Raw genomic sequence first — 23,149 nt, 5'->3', positions numbered from 1 at the left:
TTACAGCTCCTGTCCACTTGTCTTCTGCCGTTCATAGGCATTCTCATCGACGTGCCCTCCGGACTCCGCACCAATAGCCTCGGCGACGTTGGCGCCGCCGGCTCCGGAAGGCTGGAATCCCACGACGCGCGGCTGCAGGTCCAAGGCCATCACATAGGCGTCGATGCCCTCGGGCTGGTAATAGCGTTTGCGCAGTCCGATGCGTTCGAATCCGAAGCCCCGGTACAAGGCGAGGGCAGGCGCATTAATCACACTGACTTCCAGCAGCATCCTTCGCGCGCCGGCTGCACGGGCATGGTCTATCAGCGCCGTCATCAGAGCCCGGGCTATGCCGTGCCGCTGGTAGGCTTTGCCGACGCCGACATCCATGATTTCCGCGTCCTCACCGTCATACCAGTATCCCGCGAATCCGCGAACCGAGGGCGTATCGGCATCCGATTTCGGCATCGGTTCCGCGACATCGAACACGTAGGTGCGGCTCGGCAGTTCCAGTTCCTGCCTCACCGAGGCCTCGCTCCATGCGTGGTTGCCGAAGAGCTCCACTTCCAGCGACCGCATGGCGGCAACGGCCTGTTCATGGCCGAGTTCCTGTTGAGTGATCAGCATCAGGCGTTACGCTCCGCACCTTCATGGCCGAGCACATGCTTCAGCGGCGCCGGGATCTCAGCGTCAGGACGGCGGAGATACAACGGTTCGACCGGCTCATCCAGATGCAGGCCGGAGTTCAGCAGCGCTTCCGCCGCGAATATGCTCAGCCCCTGCGCACCCTGGTCGAGCACTGATTCATCGTCGATATCACCCAGATGCCTGATATCGGCCAGCACGGAAGCATACCTGCGAGCGCCGTGGCCGATCACGTCCACGATCACATCGCCGTCAACGTCGGCGGCGTACGCTTCGACGGCTTGGTTCACACGGTCCACGATGGAGGCCGGATAATCGATGTCCATCGCAATCAGAGGCTTGGCAGGCGCGGAAGCATCCGGCCCTTGATCCGCAGCCGGACTTGCGCACAGTTCGAAATACAGTTGTCTGCGGCGTGCATCGTTGACCGCCAACGTCAGCACATGCCGACTGCGCGGATCGCCCAGAGTGCCTTTCTTCCCGCGGCGTATTGCGTTCCATTGCGCCTGCGGCTCAAGCGCATTCTGGCCGAGCAGCTTGGCGCCGGTGGCGAAAGCGAGCGCCTTGGCCGCCACGATTCCCGCGCGCAATCCGGTGAATGGGGCGGGTCCTACGCCTGCCACGATGGTATTGATGTCCTGTGGGGCGAACCCGGCCTGTTCCACCGCACATGCGATGTTGACTTGCAACTTCTCCACATGGGTGCGAGAATCCGTTTCGACGATGGGCTCATGCCCCACGACGCCGACCGTCGAACCGAATGAGGTGTCAATCACCAGTGTGCAACCCATGTATCCTCCTAGCCGTATGCTCACGCGCACATGGCATTATCCGTACCGAACCTTAAGAGAGTGTACATCGAAGAGAGCGCCTGCGGGCGCGTGCGTGCAGACGCTGCCCATCGTGGCTCGTTGGTCTCTTATATGGTGAAGCCTTGCCAGCGGGCGCCCACTGGTACGAAGGTCACCGTGCGGATGCCGTTGCTGGTGAGCACAGGCTGGCTGTCTTGTAGACCGTCCTGGTCGCCGTGCTCACTGATGGCCGTCGGATCCAATGGTCTGCCGATGTGGATTTCCAATCGTTCGTCGGCCAATGCGGTGGCCATCTGTTCGCCCCATTCCATCAGCACCACGGTGTTCTCGCCGGGGTCTTCGAGTTCTTCGTCGAGGCCGAGCGATTCGAGTTCGTCAAGGAGCCGGCCGATGGCGTCCTGCCCGGGTGCGTATGCGGCACCTCCGAGTCGGTATGCGTCCACATGGACCAGATGGGCGGCGGTTCCGTCGGCGAATCGTCCGTCCAGTTCGCGGGCGATGGTGAAGGTGGGTGAGACGATGGGCTCCTCGATGCCCAATCCCGCGCCGAAGCCTTGGGCGAACGTGGTTTTGCCGGCGCCGAGCGGCCCGGAGAGCAGCAGCACGTCACCTCCTCTGACTTGGCCGGCCACCTGTGCGCCGAGCTGCCGCATGGCTTGTGCGGTGGATGCGTGTGTCGTGATCGTGTTCATGTCCGGTGTCATCCTCTGTACTGTCTGTGTGTCCGCTGGTATTGGTGTCGAGCGCCTCGCGCGCCTCGGGAGGGTTTATGCCGGTCTATGCCGGTCGTCCTTTGTGGCTGATGTCCTCGATGCAGCGTTCCAACGCGTAGAGCGGGTCTCCTCCGTTGGTTTTGCTCTGCTCGTCGGCCCACGCCAGCATGCGGATGCAATGGGACATTCCCGCAGAGGTCCAACCGCCAAGCTGTCTTGCGGCGTTGCGCAACACCCAGGGGTTCGTTTTGGCCTCCGCTTGCGAGATGGTGCCGGATTTCACCGCGGAAGCCTTGGCCAATGTCCGCAGTTTCATGGCCAAGGCGCCGATCAGCGCTATCGGGTCGGTCCCCTGCTCCACAGCGGCACGCATCATGACGATGGCCTGCGACGTGTGCCCTTCAAGCGCCTTGTCGGCGACAGCGAAGCCGGTGACCTGTGGATTGGTGGTCAAATACTGGTTGACACGCTGCAACGCGATGGGATCGTCGTCGAAATCGAAACACAGCTGCTCACACATCGCGGCGAGTTCGCCGGTCTTGCCGCCGAGTACGGCGACCAGCTGTTGCGCTGCTGCCGGTTCCACTCGCCGTTTGCGCTTCTCGAATTCCTTGTAGACGAAGTTCAGCTGCGCGTCCGGCTTCTTCAGGTCCGGTACATCCTCCGTACGCGCCCCCGCCTTCACCAGTTGGTCGAGGAGGCGTTTGCCTTTGGCGCCGCCTTCATGCTGGCATATCACCACGCTGGAACCCTGCGGGTCCCTGACTGCCTGTTTGGTGTAGGCGAGGAGGGATTCGGCGAGTTTCTCGTCCGCGTTCTGCAGGTTGTCGATCCTGACCACCGCCACATCGGAGAGCAGCGAGGGGCTTACGGCCTCATCGAATGCATACCGGTCGGCTCCGGTGGCGTCCAGTTCGATGAATTCCGCGTCCGGGCGCGCCCTGAGCGCCGCCGTGCAGAGTTCCTTGACGCGCATGGAGTTCAGATATGAGTCTCCGCCCGGCACCACCGTCACCGGTGCATTCGCTGTTGATCTGGCCATGCCTTCCATCACCCCACATCCTTTGGACAAAGCCCGACATAATCGGTGTCAGCCCCGCCATTGCCCGGTTCCGCGCACTACGATGGACGGTATGAGCGATATCGAACCCCAGGATATGAACAACGCCACTGACGCGGCGACGATGCCCGCACGGCTTGAGCCCGGCCAGCCTGCGCCTGATTTCACGCTGACCGCCGTCGAACCGGACGGCAGCCAGACCAGCGTCACGCTGTCCGCGCTTACCACGGCCGGCCGCAACGTGATCCTGTACTTCTATCCCGCCGCAATGACCCCCGGCTGCACCACCGAGGCATGCGACTTCCGTGACAACATGGCCCGCCTCGAGTCGCTCGGCTACACGGTGCTCGGCGTATCCAAGGATCCCGTGGCCAAACTGCAGCGGTTCCGCGAGCGCGACCACCTGTCGTTCCCGCTGTTGTCCGACCCGGACCTCATCGTGCACAAACGATATGCCGCATACGGCGAAAAGAAGCTGTACGGCAAGACGCACGTGGGCGTATTGCGTTCCACGTTCGCCATCGCCGCCGATGGGCGCATCGAACTGGCACGTTACAATGTGCGGGCCAAGGGGCATGTGGAATCGCTGCTGAAACGACTCGGATGACGTCTTCCGCATGGGATTGCGGCCAATGGTGAGTCACGTGCTCCCGTCTGATGCGGTCACATGGAGCATGCGCCGCGTCTCCTGCCACCAGATGGCGAACCGTACCCGGCGCGATGAGCCGAACCGTTGTCCGGAAGGCCGAATGTCCTGCATGGTGCGTCGACGTGCGAATCGGCTCACGGCCATGACGATCACCATGCAGGCGGCTTCAATGAGCAGGACCAGTAAGGCGCCGGCTATCCCATCCGGCCAGGGCATCACGGACCATGTGCTGCCACCCAGCCACATCGCCACCCGTTCCATCACTAATGTGCCCGCCGAGGCGACCCAGGCGAGCGTGCCTGCCAACCATGGCAGGCACCACGCGCAGGCGAGCGCCATGAGCCCGGTGATCGTCGAGAAGCCCACAACAGGTGAGACCAATATGTTCGCCGGTATGGAAAGCAACGGCAGCTCAGGTTCCATCAGTATCTGAATCGGCAGTGTGAACAACTGTGCCGCCATGGTCATCGCCACCATCTGCGCGATGGCTTCCGGCAGTATGCGTCCCGCCGTCTTGCCGATTGGTCCAGCGAACAATACCATGCCGAGTACCGCCGCCGAGGACAACGCGAATCCATAGCTCTGCGACATTTCCGGTTCGAGGATGAGTGTACCGGTCACCGTCCAGCACAGGGCGCTCAATGCTTGGGACCGGCGTCCCAGCGCATAGGCTCCGGCTCCGAGCAGGCCCATGATCAGCGCACGGGTCACCGAATCACTGGGATAGACCAATAGGGCCAGGACCAGATACGCACCGGCGATCGCTCCGGCGCTGAGCTGCTGGCATATCAGCCATCGTCTGCAGAGGCGTCGGACCGCTTCCGCCAACATGATGAAATGGCCTCCGGAGACAGCCATCAGATGCATGATGCCGGATCGGCGGAACCGTTCTTCAAGCGTGGCCGCATAGGTGTCGTCGAGGGGTGAGCCGACGTGCCCCGGAGGCGACACGCTCACGTAATCCTGTCCCAGCACGCCCATGGTCAGTCCCGGCACGAGTACGCGTCCCTGATCGGACAGCTGCTCGGTGATCAGGAAGAACGACTGCTGCATATGCTCTATGGCGGTCCGGTACGGTGGCCCATTGGCCATCTGCACGACGGGATCGCCGCCCTGCAGCAGGAGCCATAATGGCATATGTCCGTATTCGGCTTCCTGCAGGGTGCCGGACAAGCGATACGTCGCCCCTCTGTGGAATCGGGAGCAATACGATTCCGCGGCATACACACGGACATCCGCCGACGAATGCCGGAATCCGTCATCCGCTCCCTGCATGGCAGGCGCGATGCCGTTGAGCCGCACATCGATCCGGCAATCGTAATCGCGCAGATCGGAAGCTATGACGGGAGCGGACACCGTGGCATGAACCTGTGTCAGACCGCCCTGGTTTCTGGCCCATATCGCCGCGGGGTCGCGCCATTCGGCTGTGTCGGCGGCAATAGCGGTAATGCCGCCTACACAGGCCATGGCGAGGCATACAGCGATCGTGCCCGCCCAACGAGCCTTGGTGTGGAACGCCGCACAGAGCACGGCCAATGTCAGTACCATCATTATGGCGAAAACGGTTATCGGCAATATGGTCATGTCAAATGACCCGGTAGGGATGTCGATGCGCTGTTGTCCGGGCCATCGGTCGAATCCGATATGCGAGGCAAGGCTGGAAGCCCACAGCGCCAGCGCCACCGGGAGCATGCGCCAGTCCCGACTGCCCTGTTCGCGCAGCATCCAATCCGCTCCGGCGATGGCGGGCGGCGCATCATGCACGATATGCGTTGCGGTGTTCATCGCACCGTCACCTGCCCCCGCATCTTCTCCAGGGTTTTGGAGCCGATGCCGTCGACGTCGAGAAGCTGATCGACTGATGAGAACCGTCCGATGGATTCGCGATGGGCGAGGATACGCTCCGCCATGGTCGGTCCGATGCCGTTGATGGTCTGCAATTGCTCGGATGTGGCCGTGTTGAGATCGATGCGGTGGTCATCGGCCTGCGGCAAGGGATCGGCTTCACCATCGTCGCCGGCGGCGGAACCGGTGTCGATACCAGGGTTGGAGGGGGCATCGTCACCGGGATCGGTATCACCCGTTCGGGTGTCGCCGTCCGCATCCGCTTCGCCGCCATCCAGCTGCGCTGTGCCGATGTCTGAGGAGGTGCCGATGCCTGATGACAATGCCGTCAGATTCATCGACTGCTGCACCAGCAACGCCAGGCTGGCGCCCAATGCCGCGATCAGGATCAGGATCACCGCCAGCGCATGGTTGACCGTGAACACCACGCGTGGCTTGTCCCGGCTCCGTCTTGCACCTTCTGCGGCCGAATCCGAGAGTCGTACTCCGATCAGTTCGCCGAGCGGTTTCCGGTCTCGCGCCATGGTGCCGGCCGCTGCCACATCATCGAAGCCGGATGAATGACTTGAATCATCGGATGACGACCTGTCGGCCGCAACCCGATCCGGCAATGGATGGATACCCTCATAACCAGGTGGTGGAGGAATCTCGCCGACGCGACCGGCATCGCGCACGGTTTGCGTGGCATGCCCGGATCCGGATTCGATGCGATCGAATCCGCCGTGCAAGCCCTGCAGCCGACATGATGACGATGACGCCGTTGATCTTGCTGGCGATGTTGACGCTGTTGACGCGATACGGAAAATGCCCATGCATCCACGGTGATGGACGCATGGGCATGATGTCCAGCTGAATCGGGGTATGTGGTTCCAGCTTCTGGAGTTATCCACATTGCCGGTGTCGGCCGTCCTTATTCGGCGGGCACGATGGAGACGATCTTCGGCGCCTTGACGATGACCTTGCGCGGCTGCTTGCCGCCAAGACGGTCCACCACAGCCTCCAGCGCCTGCTTCTCGAGGTCGGCCGGATCGATGTCGACCGGAACTTCGAGCTTGGCGCGCACCTTGCCCTTGATCTGCACCACGGCGGTCACGGTGTCATGACCCACGTAGCGCTCGTCGGCCACCGGCCACGGCTCGGCGGAGAGGGATTCGGGGTGTCCGAGCTTGTTCCACATCTCCTCGCAGATATGCGGCGCGATCGGTGCCAGCATGAGGATCAGCGGCTCCACGGCGGCACGGGGCACGGACTTCAGGGAAGTCAGATGGTTGTTGAGCACGATGAGCTTGGCGATGGCGGTGTTCGGACGCATGCCCTCCATCTCCACGGTCACTTCGGCGATGGTGTTGTTGAGCAGCTTGAGCGTCTTCTCGTCCGGAGTGTCTTCGGACACGTGCACCTCGCCGGTGGTCTCATCGACCACGTTGCGCCACAGGCGTTGCAGGAAGCGCATGCCGCCCACCACGTTGCGCGTGTTCCACGGGCGGGACTCGTCCAGCGGGCCCATGCTCATCTCGTACAGGCGGAAGGTGTCGGCGCCGTAGTTCTCATACATGAAGTCCGGGGTCACGATGTTCTTGAGTGACTTGCCCATCTTGCCGAACTCACGGTTGGCGTGTTCGCCGTTCCAGGTGAACGTCGGCTCGCCGGAGGCGTCGGCCGGACCTTCCACGACCTCGTCGGCCGGCACGTACTGGCCACGGTCGTCGGTGTAGGCGTAGGCCTGGATCATGCCCTGGTTGAACAGCTTGTGGAACGGTTCGGCGGAGTCCACGTAGCCCAGGTCGAAGAGGATCTTGTGCCAGAAGCGGGAGTACAGCAGGTGCAGCACCGCATGCTCCACGCCGCCGATGTAGAGGTCCACGCCACCCTCGTCGCCGGAGTACTTGTTGTGGTTCGGGCCCATCCAGTAGTCGAACTCGTCCTTTTCGACCATGTGCTTGGTGTCGGCCGGATCGATGTAACGCATGTAGTACCAGCAGGAGCCGGCCCAGTTCGGCATGGTGTTGGTGTCACGGTAATAGGTCTTGACGCCATCGCCCAGATCGAGCTCGACCTTGACCCAGTCCTCGTTGCGGCTCAGCGGCGCCTCGGGGTTGGACTCGGCGTCCATCGGGTCGAAGGTGCGCGGCTCGTAGTCGGGCACGTCGGGAAGGTTGATGGGCAGCGCGGAGTCCGGCAGCAGGTGCGGGGTGCCGTCCTCGCCATAGACGATAGGGAAGGGCTCTCCCCAGTAGCGCTGGCGGGAGAACAGCCAGTCGCGCAGACGGTAGCTCACCGTGCCCTTGCCCACGCCGGCGGATTCGAGCCATTCGTTGACCTTGGCGATGGCGTCATCGACGCGAAGCCCGTTCAGGGACAGCGCGTCGCCCTTGGCCGCCGTAACGTCCACCGAGGAGTTGATCACGATGCCGTCATGCGAGACGAACGGCGCCTTGCCTTCGTAATCGGCCAGATCGTCGCCGGAATCCGGCAGCGGCTGAACGGTGTAGATCACCGGCAGGCCGAACTTGACGGCGAAATCGTAGTCACGCTGGTCGCCACCGGGCACGGCCATGATGGCACCGGTGCCGTAGTCCATCAGCACGTAGTCTGCGGTGAACAGCGGAAGCTTCGCGCCGGTGATCGGGTTTGTGGCGTACAGGCCGGTGAACAGACCGGTCTTCTCGCCGCCCTCGTCCACACGGTCCTTGGCGGTCTTGGATTCGGCGGCGAGACGGTATGCCTTGACTCCTTCCGCAGGGCTGGCGTAGCCGCCCTTCCATGCTTCGGGTATGCCGGCAGGCCATTCGGCGGGGACGTACTGCAGCAGGTTATGCTCCGGGGAGACCACGGCGAAGGTGGTGCCGAACAGGGTGTCGGGACGGGTGGTGTAGATTTCCATGTCCTTGTCGCCATCGGCGGTGGCAACGCTGAAGTGCACGGAGGCACCATGGGATTCACCGATCCAGTTGCGCTGCATGAGCTTGACCTTCTCGGGCCAGTCGATGCCGTCGAGGTCCTCGATCAGACGATGGCCGTACTTGGTGATGCGCATGGACCACTGGCGCAGTTCACGCTGGAACACCGGGAAGTTGCCGCGCTCGGACTTGCCCTCGGCGGTGACCTCCTCGTTGGCGAGCACGGTTCCCAGACCGGGGCACCAGTTGACCGGTGACTTGGAGATGTATGCCAGTCGGAAGTCGTTCAGTATATCCTGCTGCTCCGCATCGGTCAGGTCGGCCCATGCCTTGCCGTCATGCTCATGGCCGGGGATGGCCTTCTCGCCGGACTCGAACTTGGCCACAAGCTCGCTGATCGGACGCGCGGAGCCCTTGGTCCCGGAAGGGTTGGTGGCCTCGTCGTCATACCAGGATTCGTAGATGCGGGAGAAGATCCACTGCGTCCAGCGTACATAGCCGGGGTCGATGGTGGCGAAGGTGCGGCGGTTGTCGAACGACAGGCCCATGCGGTGCAGCTGACGGGACATGTTGGCGATGTTCGCTTCGGTGGTCACGCGCGGATGCTGGCCGGTCTGCACGGCATATTGTTCGGCAGGCAGACCGAAGGCGTCGTAGCCCATGGCGTGCAGCACGTTCTCGCCCTTCATGCGGTGATAGCGGCTCACGACATCGGAGGCCAGATAGCCCAGCGGATGACCGACATGCAGGCCTTTGCCGGAGGGGTAGGGGAACATATCCATGGCGAAATAGGCGGTGCGGCCGTCGGCGTTGCGCCCCTTGCCGTCCTTCAGGTCGCCATTGACGTTGGCGGCCCAGAACGTGCCGCGTTCATCCCAGATCTTCTGCCATTTGTTCTCGATGTCCTGCGCCAATCGGGCGTTATAACGGAAGCCGGGCTCTTCGGTTTGCGTGCTCTTCTCGTTGTCACTCATAAATCAGCAAGGTAGCCGCGTAACTGGACACGTTCCTTTTCGTTATTCATCATCCGAGACGATGGCGCCGGGAGTGCCGTCACGCGAAATAGCGAGCATGGTCTGGTTCTCCAGCGTGCTGCGGGCGTCGTCCCAGCTGCCGTCCGCAACCATGTCCTTGAGTGACTGCGCTATCGTTCCGGCCAACCGGGCATTGCCTTTGCCGACAGCGATTCCGTATGAGACGGTTCCCGCATCCGTCAGAAGAGCCGAGTACTGCGGACCGTTGGCCTGTCGCAGACCGGCCAGCACCACCTGGTCCGAGGCGATGGCGTCGGCCGATCCCGCTTCGAGCGCAGTGACGCACTGGGCGTAGCTGTCGCGTTCCTGCGCCACGGCATCACTATGGTTTTCGAGGAGCATCGATGCCGTTTCGTCGCCTTTCACCACGCAGATATTGCGTCGCCCGAGCTCGCCCACACTGTCGCCGTCCGCGGAGAGCGTCGTACGGTCGTCTGCGCGTACCAGAAGCCCCACGCCGGTGGTCAGGTATGGTCCGGCGAAATCGACCGCGGCGCGGGACTCGTCGGTGATGGCCCAGGATGCCACCACCAGATCGACCTGTCCGCTGTCAAGCATGGATTGACGGTTTTCGGGACGCACCTGCTTGAATACGATCTGTTTGTTCGCGTATCCGAGACGTGACGCCACATATTTCGCCACAGTCACGTCGAATCCCTCGTATGTGCCATCGTGCCACACGCTGACGCCCGGCTCGTCCGCCGCGACGCCGATGGCGATGGTCGGGCCTTCCGGTGCGCCCGATACGGCCGTCACCTGGATCTGTCCGCATCCGGAAAGCAATGCGACCATGCCCGATGCCACGGCAATCGCCCGGATCGCATGCCGCCGCATACTGCGTCGGATGGAATGAGCCGCCCCGGCCCGATCCGCGCCATGGCCTAGGATGTCCCCGTCTTCACGGCATGGGACCGGACGTCGCGACGGCAGCATCAGCACTTTGACCTCATGATAAAAAGACCCTTCACAGCATTCATCACAGCATGCACAGGGCAATCCAAACTCATTTGAACAGTCGGGAGCGGGTGAGGAACCAGGTGACCACGCCGGAGAGCACGATGGAGATCACGATGATGAGCGTGAATCCCCAGGTCTTGTCGGTGAACGGCATGCCCAGCTGTCCGGGCACGAAGTTCATGCCGTACATCGAGAAGATGAGCGTCGGGATGGACAGCGTGATGGAGATGATCGTGAAGATGCGCATCACATTGTTCAGGTTGTTGGACACGATCGACGCGAAGGCGTCGGTCATGTTCGCAAGGACCCCGCTGTAGATGTTGGCCATCTCGATGGCCTGCTTGTTCTCGGTGATGACGTCGTCGAGCAGGTCCTCGTCGTCCGGATACTGCTTGATGCGCTGCAGGGTGGTGAGCTTCTCCATCACGATTTCGTTCGACTTCAACGACGTGGTGAAGTACACCAAGGTCTTCGACAGCTCCATGAGCATCACGATCTCACGGTTCTGCATGGAGTGACGCAGCTTCAGTTCGAGCTTGTCGCTTTCGCGGTCGATGATGCGCAGGTATCGCAGGTACATCGTGGCATTGCGGTAGAGGATCTGCAGGATGAACCGGGATCGCATGTAGGTGTTGAACCCACGGATGGTGCCTTCCATGAACGGGTGCAGCACGGGCGTGTCCTGCATGCAGACGGTGATGATGAGGTTTTCGGTCACGATGATCGACAGAGGGATGGTCTCGTACCAGTCGCGTCCGCCACGCTCCTCCACGGTGGGGATGTCCACGATGATCATCGTGTAGTCGTCTTCGACATCCACGCGGGAGCGTTCCTCGTCATCCAGAGGGGCACGCAGATCGGCCAGGTCGATGCCGGTCTGGGATGCGACGGTGGCGAGCTCCACATCTGTCGGCTCGCTCAGACAGAGCCAGGAGCCGTTCTCGGGTTTCTCGATCTGCTCGACCTGGTTGTTGATTGAGCTGAAGATTCTCAGCATGACGCTCACCCGCCTTCCGCGCTTTCCAGTGTTCTATCGCTGTACGGTCGTAAACCGGAATCAGTCTAGACCCACCGTTCGAATTTGCGCATACGGCGGGTCCGGCACGGACATGCGCATATGAGCATGACACGCCATGCTGTCTCACCATATGACGGGCCGCCAATCCAGCATGCCGGCTCCTCGAAGATCGGACGGACCGTTCTCCCAGTCGGCGCTGTCCGCAACGGCCGGAGTCTTGTTGTATTCGTCGAGTTCGAAGTATGGCGTGTCCACCGGCTGGCCGTTGACGGTATGCCGCACCTTGAGCCGGCACCAGCTGGCATTGCGCAGTCCGCCGAGGGCGTTCATGCCGTTCGGGTCGAGCCCGAGCAGGTTGGCGATGGTGGCGGTGATCCATGATCCGTGGCCGACCAGCATCAGCGTGACCGGGTCATGGCGTCCCGCACCTTCGCCGTTGATGGCCGGATCGGCGATCAGATCGCATACGGCGGCGGCGCCTCGCTCACCGACCTGCGCCCGGCTTTCCACGCCGTAGCGCGTCTCTCCACCGGTATGGTGCTTCCAGGAGGCGTACGCCTCGGCGTCCTGCTCCTTGATCTCCTCGCGGGTGAGCCCTTCCCATTGGCCGAAACTGCGCTCGCGCAGCCTCGCATCGACCCGGACCTCAAGCCCCAGGACATCCGCGAAGGCATGCGCGGTCTGCCGGGCGCGGAACAGGTCGGAGGAGACGACCGCCATGCGCCGGGAGGCCGCCGGAGCCTGCTGCCATTGCCTGACGTCGGTGCGTTCCGCGGCGCCGAACCCCGGCTGTGCAATCAATTCCGGATGCTCGGCCAGATGGTTCACCTTCGCCCAATAGAAACGGCTCGCGAGCGCGAATCCTGTCTGATCGGCCTGCCATTGCCCCACGATGTCGAGGGGCACATCGATCTGTCCCTGGAGCCGGTGCTCGAGATTGTATTGGGTACGTCCGTGGCGCAGCATCACCACTTCATCGATCATGTGGACCTCCTTGGCTTCTTCCTCCATATCATCATGAGCCGTGGAGACGCTCACCGGACGGTCGACGCTCCTTTACAATGACCGTTGTGGAGATTACCGAACAGACCCTTGCGTTTATAGCCGAACACCGCAATGAGGATGTGCGCGATCTGGCGCTGCATGCCAGGCATGATGCGTCGGTCGATCTGCCGTTCGCCCTGGAGCAGATTTCCGGGTGGCAGCGTGCGCGTGTCAAGCTTCCTGACTGGGCGGGGTGCGAGGGGGTGATCTATCCGCCTCAGGTCCCGATGGAACAGTGCTCTTCGCAGTTCACGGCACAGTACAAGGCGCGTGTGGCGTCACGGCTCATGGCATCATCCGACTCGCCCACGTCCCTCGTGGATATGACAGGCGGGTTCGGTGTCGATTTCTCCTATATGGCCCGCGTGTTCGACACGGCGACATATGTGGAACGGCAGCCGGACCTGTGCGATATCGCCCGGCATAATCTCCCGCTGCTGGGACTGCCCCATGCCGGAATCATCAACGGCGATTCCACCGAAGCGGTTCGGGGACTTGACCGGGTGTCGATGATCTTCGCCGACCCGGCGCGCAGGGACGACCATGGTTCGCGCACCTATGCGATCGCGGACTGCACCCCGGATGTTCTGGCGCTGAAGGATCTGCTGCTCGGCAAGGCGTCCGTGGTCATGATCAAGCTGTCCCCCATGCTCGACTGGCATAAGACGGTCGCCGATTTTTCGGGCTCGGTGCATGAGGTGCATATCGTCTCCACCGGCAATGAGTGCAAGGAGCTGCTGCTGGTGTTGGGCCGAGACCGGTGCGACGCGCCCCGTGTGGTGTGCGTCAACGACGACCAGGTGTTGGAGTTCGTGCCTGATGCGTCGAGGGGCAACGATTCTGCCATGATCGCCGCCGAATCGGCGAATCGTGCCTCTGATGGCAGAATCGTTGCGGATGACGCCGGTTGGCAGTACCTGTATGAGCCCAATGCCTCCATCATGAAGGCCGGATGCTTCGATATAGTGGAGCGCCGGTTCAACGTCCGTCAGATCGGTCCGAACAGCCACTTGTTCGTCTCCGGACAGTCGATTGGCGGATTCCCCGGACGCTCATTCGCCATCGAGACGGTGACCACGATGAACAAGCATGACCTGAACCGTGCGATGAAGGGGCTGACGCACGCGAACATCACCGTACGGAATTTCCCCATGCCTGTGGCGGGACTGCGCAGGAAGCTCAGGCTCAAGGACGGCGGGGACACCTACCTGTTCGCCACCACCGACACGGAGGGGCATCACATCATCATCCGCACCATCAAGCAACAATAAGGTGGCCAGCGACGTCATATACACGGCAGGCCGCCTCCGTGAGATGCGGAGACGGCCTGCAAGGGACATGGAATAGCCCGCATGGGGCATCGGCATCAGTCCTTGACGATGGTCTTGCCGGCGTTCGGGCCGGAAGCGAGGTTCTGGATCTCGGTGACCTCAAGCACCGGGATCACGGCCGGCTTCTTGGTGCCCTTCTCCTCGGCGATCTTGACCTGGGCGTCGTAGATGTCGTCATCGACGTGCAGGGTGACGTTGCCGCGGAAGCGGTAGCCCTGCTTCTTCTCGAGGTTGGCGAACGCGACGACCAGCGGCGATCCGTTCTTCAGGTTCTCGTAGGTCTGACCGGCGGTGCGCTCGTGGTAGGCGATGTGCGTGTCGTCCAGAACGAACAGGGACATCTTCGGGCCGAGATCCAGCTCCCCGTCCTTGGAGATGGTGGAGACGAAACCGAGGTTGTTCGCCACGAATTCCTTGATTTCCGGAGTGATGACTGCCATGGCAAGTCCTTTCATTGCACTGATGATACATAGTCAACAGTAATCAAACCGTACGCCAACCGCTCGGATGATCGCTGTGAGTAACGTCACCTTACATGAGCGCCGGCCACCTCCCCATCGAACATGCCGGTCACGCACCACGAATCCAATCCCCGATTTTGACCGGCCGTACCCGTAACCTGTGACCCGGAGCAAACAGGCGGAAGACAAGAAGTGCAGAGGACATGCCTATGAGTTTGGTCGATCGTTTCAGCAGGCTGCGCAGCCAATGGTCACGTTCGTTCCCGCCGAATCTCGCACGTCTGATGCTCCTCGCATGCGCGGCGTTGTGGGGCGGCAGCTATCTGCTCGCCAAGTTCGCCATGGAGGCGATCCCGCCGCAATGGCTGATGGCCCTGCGCATGTTCGGTGCGTGTCTGTGCATGCTGGCCCTGTTCCACAGGCACATCATCCCCAATCTGACACCCAAGATCATCATCCCCGCCGTGGTGGTGGGCATGACGTACTGGGGCACGATGGTCACGCAGACCGTCGGGCTGCAGACCATCGAACCGGGACGCAGCGCGTTCCTGACGGCCGCCTACTGCGTGCTGACGCCGTTCGTCACATGGATCGTGTCAAGGAACCGGCCGAAGATCATCAATCTCATCGCAGGCGTCGTCTGCCTCATCGGCGTCGGATTCGTCTCTCTCAAACCAGGCGGCTCGCTGTCCCTGGGCGTCGGCGACTGGCTCACCATCGGCACCGCAATCATCTTCTCCTTCAACCTCACATTCCTCGGCGTCTACGCCCAACGGTTCGACCCGATCGCCATCACCTTCGTGCAGTTCGCCGTGGCGGGGACGATGTTCCTCCTCGGAGCCGTATTCACCGAGCCGGCGCCAGACGCCGGCTGGCTGGCGGGACCGGTGGTGGCCAGCGTGCTGTACCTGTTCCTCGGCGCCACGATGAGCGCCCAAATCATGCAGAACATCGGGCTCGCGCATGTGCCGGCATCACAGGCGTCCATCATCATGTGCACGGAATCCCTGTTTGCCGTGTCGTTCTCCGCCCTGTTCTGGGGCGAGCGCATCATATGGAGTTCGATGGTGGGCTTTGCGCTGATCTTCGCCGCCGTGCTCATGTCCGTCATGAAACCTACGCGGCATTCGCTGCATCGCAACTGACGCCGCATCCCAGTGCCGCTCCAAAGCGGTGCCCGCCGCGGCGGAACCGTCGCGCCCGTCGTGCCAGCCACGTTCGCCGCGTTCGCGCCCGCCCAGTACTATGAGGATGATTGTCAGTCGCACCATGCCCGACACCGTGAATTGAGAGGAATGCCATGAACCTGCTCGAGTCGATGAAGGAACGCCATGCCGTTCGCAACTTCAGCGAAGAGCCTTTGGCCGCAGAGCAGATAGCGACATTGTCCCGTCTTATCGACGAGCTCAACGGCACCTACGATCTGCACATCCAACTGATCCATGATGCCGAGGATGCGCTCGGCGGATGCCCCACGCATTATGGACGGTTCTCGGGGGTGCATAACCTCATCGCGCTGATCGGCTCCGACGAGCCGGAAGGCTCCGAAACCTCCGGCAAGGACGATGACGGCACCGATGCGGGTGTTTGCGACGATGGACATCGTCTTGACGAGCAGGTGGGCTATGCCGGTGAACTGCTGGCGCTCAACGCGGTCTCATTGGGATTGGACACGTCATGGGTGGTGCTTCATGAAACCCAGGACCACCATGGTGCGTGGACGATCGGCACCGGACAACGCATGCCCGCAGCCATAGCATTGGGTCATGGCACGCGCCCGGGACGTCCTCATCGCAGTAGACCGGCGGAGGAGCTCGGCACTGTGGCCAATGGAACATATGCCGACGCCCCCGAATGGTTCCATGCCGGTATCGAGGCGGTCATGCTCGCCCCCAGCGCATTGGGCAAGCAACCGGTCCGGTTCGAGCTGCTGGAGGATGGACGCACCGTCCGCGCGCAGGCCCTTGACGGCGTACAGGCGCATATCTGCCTCGGCATAGCCAGACTGCATTTCGAACTGGGCGCAGGCACCGGACGATTCGACTGGGCATGAGACCTCATCGGCATGATGGCATAATGGCATTCCCGCAACCTCGCCATCCCCTGTCCTGAATCATGTGAAGATTATGGAATCCTCATGTAAGCATTCTGTCGTTTTCACCGCGCCTTCAGCAAGATGACAGCAGAACCGCCTACCGTCATACGTTGTGAAGAAGTTTTTCCAAGGTCTTTCCCTTTCCTCGATTGTGGCCGGCACATTGGCCGCCGTCACCTCATTCCTGCTGGCCGCGAAAATCGGCGTCGCCGGATCGGTCATAGGTGCGGCAGCCAGTTACATCGTCTCCGTGGTCGCCACGAACATCTACAAGAATCTGATTACGGCATCCAGCGAGAAATTCCAACAGACCCTCGGCAACTCAGGCAGCGAAGACGCCGACAATGACGATGCGGGCGACGAGGGATCCGGCGATCCCTCCATCGACCAGGATACCGACGGCACCGCGAAGGCGGAGCAGTCCAAGGATGCGGATGCAGATGCCTCCCGCGAGCGTTCGGGCCATGGACCCGCGCAAGGCCGAACCGTCGAACCGCAAGGCGCCGCATCGGCGCGCAGGCCCCGGGAAATCGTCTCCCGCCCCAACGACGGGCATACCTATTCCATCGCCGAGCTACGCAAACACCGCCATGACCCCAAACGTACGGCAGTAGTCGTCACCCTGGTTTCAGGACTACTGACGGTGGCCGTAACCGCGGGAATCGTGATGCTGGTGACCCAGGGGCATGGCACCGATACCGTGGTCTCCGACCTGATCTCCCCCACCACATCATCCGACAGCACCACCGATGACGGCGATTCCACGGTACAGCCCCACCACAACGACCAGAATCCGCAGTATGGGCAATCCGATCAGAACGATGGCACCGGCAACGAAAACACCACAACGGACGGCACGACCAACGATTCGACGAACTCCAACGGCACCGGATCCGACAGCAGCAATTCCGGTACCACCAACGGTTCCGGAACCACAGATTCCACCGGATCGTCGGGTTCGGATTCCACCGGCTCCTCGGGAACGAATGGCTCGGGAACGACCGGCTCGGGAACGTCCGGAGACACCTCCGGTTCTACAGGCTCGGATTCCAACTCGGGTTCGACGTCGGGCTCAACATCCACCGGCTCCGGCTCTTCCTCTTCAGGCTCGTCCAACAGTGGCGGTTCAACCACCGGCAGCAACGAGGGTGTCAGCTTCTCCCCCATCCGCTGATTCGCATATGCCTGCCGGCATGCCATGCCCGCGTCGGCATATAACACCGGCACCGCAGCCCCGCGCCGCCCCACGACATCACCATCAGATGAATGACGTGGGGCAATGTCAGACTGGAACCTATGACTACAGTAATCATGCGCACCTCCGAGGGCGATATCACCATCAACCTGTTCGACGACAAGGCCCCCAACACCGTGGCCAACTTCCTGGGTCTCGCCACAGGCGAGAAGGAATGGGCCGACCCGTACACCGGTCAGCCCTCCCACGGCAAGTTCTACAACGGACTCACGTTCCACCGCATCATCAAGGATTTCATGATCCAGGGCGGATGCCCGCTGGGCACCGGCACCGGCGGCCCCGGCTATGAGTTCGATGATGAGATCGACCCGAGCCTGAAGTTCGACAAGCCGTATCTGCTGGCCATGGCGAACGCCGGCCTGCGTCGCGGCCGTGACGGCAAGGTCCACGGCACCAACGGATCCCAGTTCTTCATCACGACGGTGCCGACCCCGTGGCTGGACGGCCATCACACCATCTTCGGCGAAGTGGCCGATGACGCCTCCAAGCAGGTGGTGAACAAGCTCGAAGCGCTGTCCACCGATCCGATGGATCGTCCGACCGAACCTGCCGTGATCCTGTCCGTGGACGTGGCGGAGTAAGCCAGGTCCACACTGCCTACTGAATGAGGGCTCCGATGTCAATCATCGGAGCCCTCATCGTTTCGATATCCCACAATCGCCTGCATCCGCTGCCCCGACAGAGGGAGAGTCTGTCGAGGAGAGTCCGTCCGAGGGATGCTTCTCGGAGACGGTATCCCGATTGCTACTTCATTTTGCGCAGCCGGGGTTCGGCGGATTCCTTGGCACCGGTCAGACGGTAGACATCGAAGACGCCATCGATCTTGCGCACTGCGGCGAGCAATGTGTTGAGATGCTGGGGGTCGGCCATTTCGAAGCTGAACTGGCTGGTGGCCACACGGTCGGAGCCGGTGGCAATGGTGCCCGAGATGATGTTCACGCCATGGTCGGAGAGCACGCGCGTCACATCAGACAGCAGGTTGCGCCTGTCCAGCGCCTCCACCTGGATCTTGACCATGAACAGACCCTTCGTGCTGGTCCATTCGACCTCCACCACACGCTCCGGTTGCTTGGCCTTCAGATCGATCATGTTCTGGCAATCGGTCCTGTGCACCGATACGCCCTGGCTACGGGTGATGAAGCCAATGATCTGGTCTCCCGGCACCGGCATGCAGCATCGTGCGAGCTTGATCCATACATCGCCCACACCTTTCACGGACACGCCAGTGGAACTGGACGAGGTCTTGCGTTCCACCGGCTTGAGCGGCAGAGCCTCCTGCTCGACCTCCTCGTCCACTTCGTCGGCGCCGGCATCCTTGACCAGATGGGAGATGACGTTCTGTGTTGAGATCTGGCCATCGCCGATGGCGGCGAAGACCGCATCCGCGTTCGGGAAGTTCAGGTCGACGGCGACACCGACCAGAGCCTCGGGAGTGAGCAACGCATTCACCGGCAGATTGCGCTTGCGCATGGCGCGGGTCAGTTCGTCGCGTCCCTCCTCAATGGCCTCGGTACGCCGCTCCTTCGAGAACCATTGACGGATCTTGTTGCGTGCCTTCGGACTCTTGACGAAGCTCAGCCAATCGCGGGAGGGCCCGGCCGTCTCGGACTTGGAGGTGAGGATCTCCACGGTGTCGCCATTGTCGAGCGTGGTGTCGAGCGGCACCAGACGACCGTTGACGCGGGCGCCCATCGTACGATGGCCCACTTCGGTATGCACGGCGTACGCGAAATCCACCGGAGTGGCCTTGGCTGGCAACGAGACGATCTTGCCTTTCGGCGTGAACACGTACACTTCGGCGGAACCGAGATCCTCTTTCAGGGAACCGAGGAACTCGTTGGAGTCTGGTGTCTCGCTCGTCCAGTCGGCGAGCTGCTGAATCCATTTGAGATTGTCGGCTTCGGAAAGCTCCTGCTCGTTGTCGCCGCGCTTGCGGTCGGACTTGTCCGGCGAGCTCAACGCCCGGCCGGCCTGACCATTCTCCTTGTACTTCCAATGTGCGGCGATGCCGAACTCGGCGCGGCGGTGCATGTCCCAGGTGCGGATCTGAATCTCGACCGGCTTGCCGCCCGGCCCCACCACCGTGGTATGCAGGGACTGGTACATGTTGAGCTTCGGCATGGCGATATAGTCCTTGAACCGTCCGGGAACCGGGTTCCACCGCGCATGCACGGCGCCAAGCGCCGCATAGCAGTCCTGAATGGTGTCGACGATGATGCGCACGCCCACCAAATCATAGATGTTGGCGAAATCATGGCCGCGCACGATCATCTTCTGGTAAATGGAGAAATAATCCTTCGGGCGGCCGGTCACATACGCCCTGATATGCTGCTCCGACAGATCATCATTGATCTCGGCGAGAATCTGCTTGAGGTACACCTCGCGCTGGCCCGCACGGCGCGCCACCAGCACCACGATCTCGTTGTAAATCTTGGGATAGAGCACTTTGAAGCTCAGTTCCTCGAGCTCCGTCTTGATGGCGTTCATGCCGAGACGGTTGGCCAGCGGCGCATAGACGTCGAGGGTCTCGCGCGCCTTCCTCTGCGCTGAGGTGGTCTTGACATAGCGCCAGGTGCGTGCGTTGTGCACGCGATCGGCGAGTTTGACGACCAGTGTGCGCACGTCACGGCTCATGGCCACCACAAGCTTTCGGATGGTCTCGGCCTGGGCCGAGTCGCCGACCTCGAGCTGACTCAGCTTGGTGACGCCATCGACCAGCCCGGCCACGGTGTCACCGAATTCCGCACGGCATTGCTCCAGTGTGTAGTCGGTGTCCTCCACCGTGTCATGCAGCAGACCGGCTGCGACGACCACCGGGCCCATGCCGAGGTCGGCGAGGATCTGGGAGACTGCCAGCGGATGGATGATGTACGGCTCCCCCGACTTGCGGCGCTGGGATGAGTGCTGTATGACGGCACGCCTGTATGCACGGTCGAGGATGGTCAGATCCTCTCCCGGATGATGGGCCTTGCACACCTGCTTGATGGGCTCGAGCGGGTTCAGCGGATCGGCACTGATCTCACAGCCCAACTTGCGGGCGGCATACTGCTCGCTCTCGTTCTCCGACATGCCTGCCACCTCCCATTGTGACTTTCATTGTAGCCACGTGCCGGCCCGGCCCGCCGCACCACGTTCGCTGCGGGCCGGGCCGGCTATCATGCATTTGCGATTGATTCGCCCTGTGCCGCCGCCCTACGCCGCAGCGCCCGACACCCCGGTCGAACCGAAACCGCGTTCGGCCCGGTCGGATCCGGGCAGGACGTCAGCGGGAACGAACCGCGCTCCACATACCGTTGAATCACCAGCTGGGCGATGCGGTCGCCAGGATGGAATTCGGCAGTATGCTCCGGGTCGAGGTTGATCAGCGGCACCTTGATCTCCCCACGATAACCTGCGTCGACGGTACCGGGAGCGTTGAGCACCGTGACCCCCTGCTTGGCGGCCAGACCGGAACGGGGATGCACCAGCGCCACATACCCTGCCGGCAATGCGATAGCCACTCCGGTGGGCACCAATGCGCGTTGGAACGGCTTCAAGGTCACATCGACCGTGGTGATGAGATCGGCGCCAGCGTCACCGGCATGCGCGTAATGCAGGTCGGCCGGATGCTCCGGATCGATCGATTTGACCAGCACCTCGGTGTGTTCGGGCTCGTTGTAGGTTTCGTCGAACGCCATCAGGAGGCGCACTCCTCACACACCGGCTGGCCATCCTCATCCATATAGGCAAGCTGGCTGCGGTGCTTGACGAGGAAGCACTGGGAGCAGACGAACTCATCGCCCTGCATCGGGATGACGGTGACCGAGGAATCCTCGTTGCTCAGATCCGCGCCCGGCAACTCATAGTCTTCGGCGATGGCGTTCTCGTCATCATCAATGTCGCTCGAGGAGTTCTGTGCGGACTTCCCCAGAGCCTGCAGCGATTCCTCGTCCTCGTCCTTGTTGCGAGGGGAATCATAATCCTGAGCCATCATGGTCCTTTCATCTCACATCTACTGCTGTGCGCGCTCGTTGCCACGCTATACTCGGCCATAGGGTACACGATTTGAAATACATGTAAAGTTCGACACGTGGGGCATACTGGAATATAGCAATGTCCTTGGCAAGGAAAGTGGAGTACGTATGCCTGAGAATCGGCTTGAAAAGGCCCATTTTGAGCGTGTCAGCGAAGCGGGGGACCTGATTTTCTCCGTAGGCGGACGTCAGGTGGCCGTCAGCCTGGACGACACGCTCGAACGTGCGATTCTCGAAGCGAAGCAGGTCAGAAGCGAGCGGCGTGAGCCAGCCCAGCCGCATGAACAGGCGACATTGCCGATTTCCCAGATCCAATCACTGATCCGCGCGGGCGCGGATCCTTCCCGCGTGGCCGAGCGCTACGGTCTGAGCGAAACGTTGGTGCGGCGCTTCTCCGCAGCGGTGGAAACCGAGAAACAGTATGCCATCGAACAGTTCCTGACCGTGCCGGCCCCGAAAGACAGCCGGGTCCGTACCATCAACGATCTGGTGGAGCGTACGCTCGCCTCCGCTTCCATCGGCATGGAATCGGTGACCTGGAAATCCACTCGCCGCGGACTCGAACCATGGCGCATCGTGGCGGTGTTCACTTCCGCGGGACGGGAGATCCACGCCGAATGGACGTGGAACATGCACGATAATTCCGTGGTATGCCTGAACAACGCTGCGCGCAAGTTATTGGGCGAGCACAGTGCCGCGGATGATTCCAAAGCCGCGGCGAGACTGCTCCCCGGCCCTGAGCTGCCGGGAGATTCCATACGCTCGGCGCGCATCGAGCGGGCGGTGAGCGCATGGGCGGCGCCAAAGCCGTCGATTCCCGCTGCCGTGCCGCAAGCCGCCGTCGGGGCGGGAGCCTCCGCCGATCCCGGCGCCTCCGGCTCCATGCCTCCGGTCAAATTCCCGGGTGCGGCTGTGCTCGCGACGCCTACCGGATCATCCGACACAGTCGCGTCCGTCGACGGCAGCGCCCGTGTCATCCCGGTGTCAGGTCCGGCCGGTTCCGCGGCCGTAATGCCTAACGGCATGTCGGCCGGAGCGAACCCCACGACGGCCCAGACTGCGGGACTGGCCACGGACCAGGCGACGCCACCCGCACAAGCCTCCATACAGGCCGTCGCCCCCGCCACGGTCGATGCCCCTTCGGGGCTGCCCGCGGCAAGCCGCGCGAACACGAGTACCGGCGATACCGGCAATTCCGAGGCATCCGCCGCCGGAACGGCATCCGCCCATGCCGGCAAGACCCCCAAACGCCGTTCAGGACGGTCCGCCGTGCCCAGCTGGGACGAGATCCTGTTCGGAGACTGAACGCCGGACGCCGCAGTCGGCGTCATTTATCGA

Annotated in this window: 20 protein-coding genes and 1 pseudogene; 7 read left to right on the top strand and 14 right to left on the bottom strand. The window is 62.1% G+C overall.

Annotated elements, in window-relative coordinates:
• The 4 genes from rimI to holA all read right to left on the bottom strand — a co-directional run bounded on the left by rimI (nt 1) and on the right by holA (nt 3,191).
• Nucleotides 1-606 carry a ribosomal protein S18-alanine N-acetyltransferase gene (rimI, locus tag BREU_RS06405; RefSeq protein WP_081886582.1) on the bottom strand — a complete coding sequence of 202 codons (606 nt, stop codon included), beginning with the start codon at nt 604-606 and terminating at the stop codon, nt 1-3.
• Complete coding sequence (gene tsaB, locus BREU_RS06400; RefSeq protein ID WP_044088899.1) at nt 606-1,415, bottom strand: tRNA (adenosine(37)-N6)-threonylcarbamoyltransferase complex dimerization subunit type 1 TsaB; 810 nt, start codon at nt 1,413-1,415, stop codon at nt 606-608. The genes rimI and tsaB overlap by 1 nt, the downstream gene beginning before the upstream one ends.
• A gap of 128 nt (nt 1,416-1,543) precedes the next feature.
• The gene (gene tsaE, locus BREU_RS06395) at nt 1,544-2,128 is read right to left on the bottom strand and encodes a tRNA (adenosine(37)-N6)-threonylcarbamoyltransferase complex ATPase subunit type 1 TsaE (RefSeq protein ID WP_044088898.1); all 585 of its coding nucleotides are present in this window, start codon (nt 2,126-2,128) and stop codon (nt 1,544-1,546) included.
• Between the two features lie 85 nt (nt 2,129-2,213).
• Entirely contained in the window at nt 2,214-3,191 is a 978-nt protein-coding gene (gene holA / locus BREU_RS06390; protein WP_044088930.1) for a DNA polymerase III subunit delta, read from the bottom strand.
• Nucleotides 3,192-3,282: 91 nt separating this feature from the next.
• Here holA and BREU_RS06385 point away from each other — a divergent pair, with 91 nt between their 5' ends.
• Complete coding sequence (locus BREU_RS06385; RefSeq protein ID WP_044088896.1) at nt 3,283-3,816, top strand: peroxiredoxin; 534 nt, start codon at nt 3,283-3,285, stop codon at nt 3,814-3,816.
• Between the two features lie 33 nt (nt 3,817-3,849).
• Here BREU_RS06385 and BREU_RS06380 read toward each other — a convergent pair whose 3' ends face one another.
• The 6 genes from BREU_RS06380 to BREU_RS06355 form a co-directional block, all read right to left on the bottom strand.
• Complete coding sequence (locus tag BREU_RS06380) at nt 3,850-5,550, bottom strand: ComEC/Rec2 family competence protein (protein ID WP_044088929.1); 1,701 nt, start codon at nt 5,548-5,550, stop codon at nt 3,850-3,852.
• 89 nt (nt 5,551-5,639) lie between these two features.
• Entirely contained in the window at nt 5,640-6,314 is a 675-nt protein-coding gene (locus BREU_RS06375; RefSeq protein WP_238567021.1) for a ComEA family DNA-binding protein, read from the bottom strand.
• A 299-nt stretch (nt 6,315-6,613) separates the two neighbouring features.
• Nucleotides 6,614-9,577 (bottom strand): leucine--tRNA ligase, encoded by a 2,964-nt coding sequence (leuS, locus tag BREU_RS06370; RefSeq protein WP_044088894.1) that lies wholly within the window; start codon nt 9,575-9,577, stop codon nt 6,614-6,616.
• A 42-nt stretch (nt 9,578-9,619) separates the two neighbouring features.
• A complete protein-coding gene (locus BREU_RS06365; RefSeq protein WP_161788295.1) occupies nt 9,620-10,456 on the bottom strand; it encodes a transporter substrate-binding domain-containing protein in 837 nt (278 codons plus the stop codon).
• A 184-nt stretch (nt 10,457-10,640) separates the two neighbouring features.
• Nucleotides 10,641-11,591, bottom strand: a complete 951-nt coding sequence (locus BREU_RS06360) for a magnesium transporter CorA family protein (RefSeq protein ID WP_044088893.1) — start codon at nt 11,589-11,591, stop codon at nt 10,641-10,643.
• A gap of 144 nt (nt 11,592-11,735) precedes the next feature.
• Entirely contained in the window at nt 11,736-12,596 is an 861-nt protein-coding gene (locus tag BREU_RS06355; protein WP_044088925.1) for a histidine phosphatase family protein, read from the bottom strand.
• Nucleotides 12,597-12,682: 86 nt separating this feature from the next.
• On the opposite strand from BREU_RS06355, the gene BREU_RS06350 reads away from it, so the two are divergent.
• Nucleotides 12,683-13,927 (top strand): THUMP-like domain-containing protein, encoded by a 1,245-nt coding sequence (locus BREU_RS06350; RefSeq protein ID WP_081886595.1) that lies wholly within the window; start codon nt 12,683-12,685, stop codon nt 13,925-13,927.
• Nucleotides 13,928-14,022: 95 nt separating this feature from the next.
• On the opposite strand, the gene BREU_RS06345 is transcribed toward BREU_RS06350, so the two are convergent.
• The gene (locus tag BREU_RS06345; RefSeq protein WP_044088891.1) at nt 14,023-14,427 is read right to left on the bottom strand and encodes a pyridoxamine 5'-phosphate oxidase family protein; all 405 of its coding nucleotides are present in this window, start codon (nt 14,425-14,427) and stop codon (nt 14,023-14,025) included.
• 230 nt (nt 14,428-14,657) lie between these two features.
• Here BREU_RS06345 and BREU_RS06340 point away from each other — a divergent pair, with 230 nt between their 5' ends.
• The 4 genes from BREU_RS06340 to BREU_RS06325 all read left to right on the top strand — a co-directional run bounded on the left by BREU_RS06340 (nt 14,658) and on the right by BREU_RS06325 (nt 18,379).
• Nucleotides 14,658-15,593 carry a DMT family transporter gene (locus BREU_RS06340; RefSeq protein WP_044088890.1) on the top strand — a complete coding sequence of 312 codons (936 nt, stop codon included), beginning with the start codon at nt 14,658-14,660 and terminating at the stop codon, nt 15,591-15,593.
• A 155-nt stretch (nt 15,594-15,748) separates the two neighbouring features.
• Nucleotides 15,749-16,501, top strand: a complete 753-nt coding sequence (locus BREU_RS06335) for a nitroreductase family protein (RefSeq protein WP_044088889.1) — start codon at nt 15,749-15,751, stop codon at nt 16,499-16,501.
• A 154-nt stretch (nt 16,502-16,655) separates the two neighbouring features.
• Nucleotides 16,656-17,717: a hypothetical protein gene (locus BREU_RS06330; RefSeq protein ID WP_044088888.1), complete on the top strand. Its 1,062-nt coding sequence runs from the start codon at nt 16,656-16,658 to the stop codon at nt 17,715-17,717.
• A 122-nt stretch (nt 17,718-17,839) separates the two neighbouring features.
• Nucleotides 17,840-18,379 (top strand): peptidylprolyl isomerase, encoded by a 540-nt coding sequence (locus BREU_RS06325; RefSeq protein ID WP_044088887.1) that lies wholly within the window; start codon nt 17,840-17,842, stop codon nt 18,377-18,379.
• Between the two features lie 163 nt (nt 18,380-18,542).
• Here the strand turns inward: BREU_RS06325 and BREU_RS06320 are convergent, their stop codons facing one another.
• The 3 genes and pseudogenes from BREU_RS06320 to BREU_RS06310 all read right to left on the bottom strand — a co-directional run bounded on the left by BREU_RS06320 (nt 18,543) and on the right by BREU_RS06310 (nt 21,768).
• Nucleotides 18,543-20,867, bottom strand: coding sequence for a RelA/SpoT family protein (locus BREU_RS06320; protein WP_044088886.1), 2,325 nt, complete (start codon nt 20,865-20,867; stop codon nt 18,543-18,545).
• A gap of 123 nt (nt 20,868-20,990) precedes the next feature.
• Nucleotides 20,991-21,475: pseudogene (gene dut, locus BREU_RS06315) on the bottom strand (dUTP diphosphatase).
• On the bottom strand, nt 21,475-21,768 hold the full coding sequence (locus BREU_RS06310; protein WP_044088924.1) for a DUF4193 domain-containing protein: 294 nt from the start codon (nt 21,766-21,768) through the stop codon (nt 21,475-21,477). The pseudogene dut and the gene BREU_RS06310 overlap by 1 nt, the downstream one beginning before the upstream one ends.
• A 151-nt stretch (nt 21,769-21,919) precedes the next feature.
• Here BREU_RS06310 and sepH point away from each other — a divergent pair, with 151 nt between their 5' ends.
• A complete protein-coding gene (sepH, locus tag BREU_RS06305; protein ID WP_044088883.1) occupies nt 21,920-23,116 on the top strand; it encodes a septation protein SepH in 1,197 nt (398 codons plus the stop codon).
• Nucleotides 23,117-23,149: the final 33 nt, after the last annotated feature.

The sequence above is a fragment of the Bifidobacterium reuteri DSM 23975 genome (assembly GCF_000741695.1).
Taxonomy (GTDB): Bacteria; Actinomycetota; Actinomycetes; order Actinomycetales; family Bifidobacteriaceae; genus Bifidobacterium; species Bifidobacterium reuteri.
The sequence above is the reverse complement of the archived record's forward strand: the minus strand, read 5'-3'. Positions and strand labels throughout refer to the sequence as shown.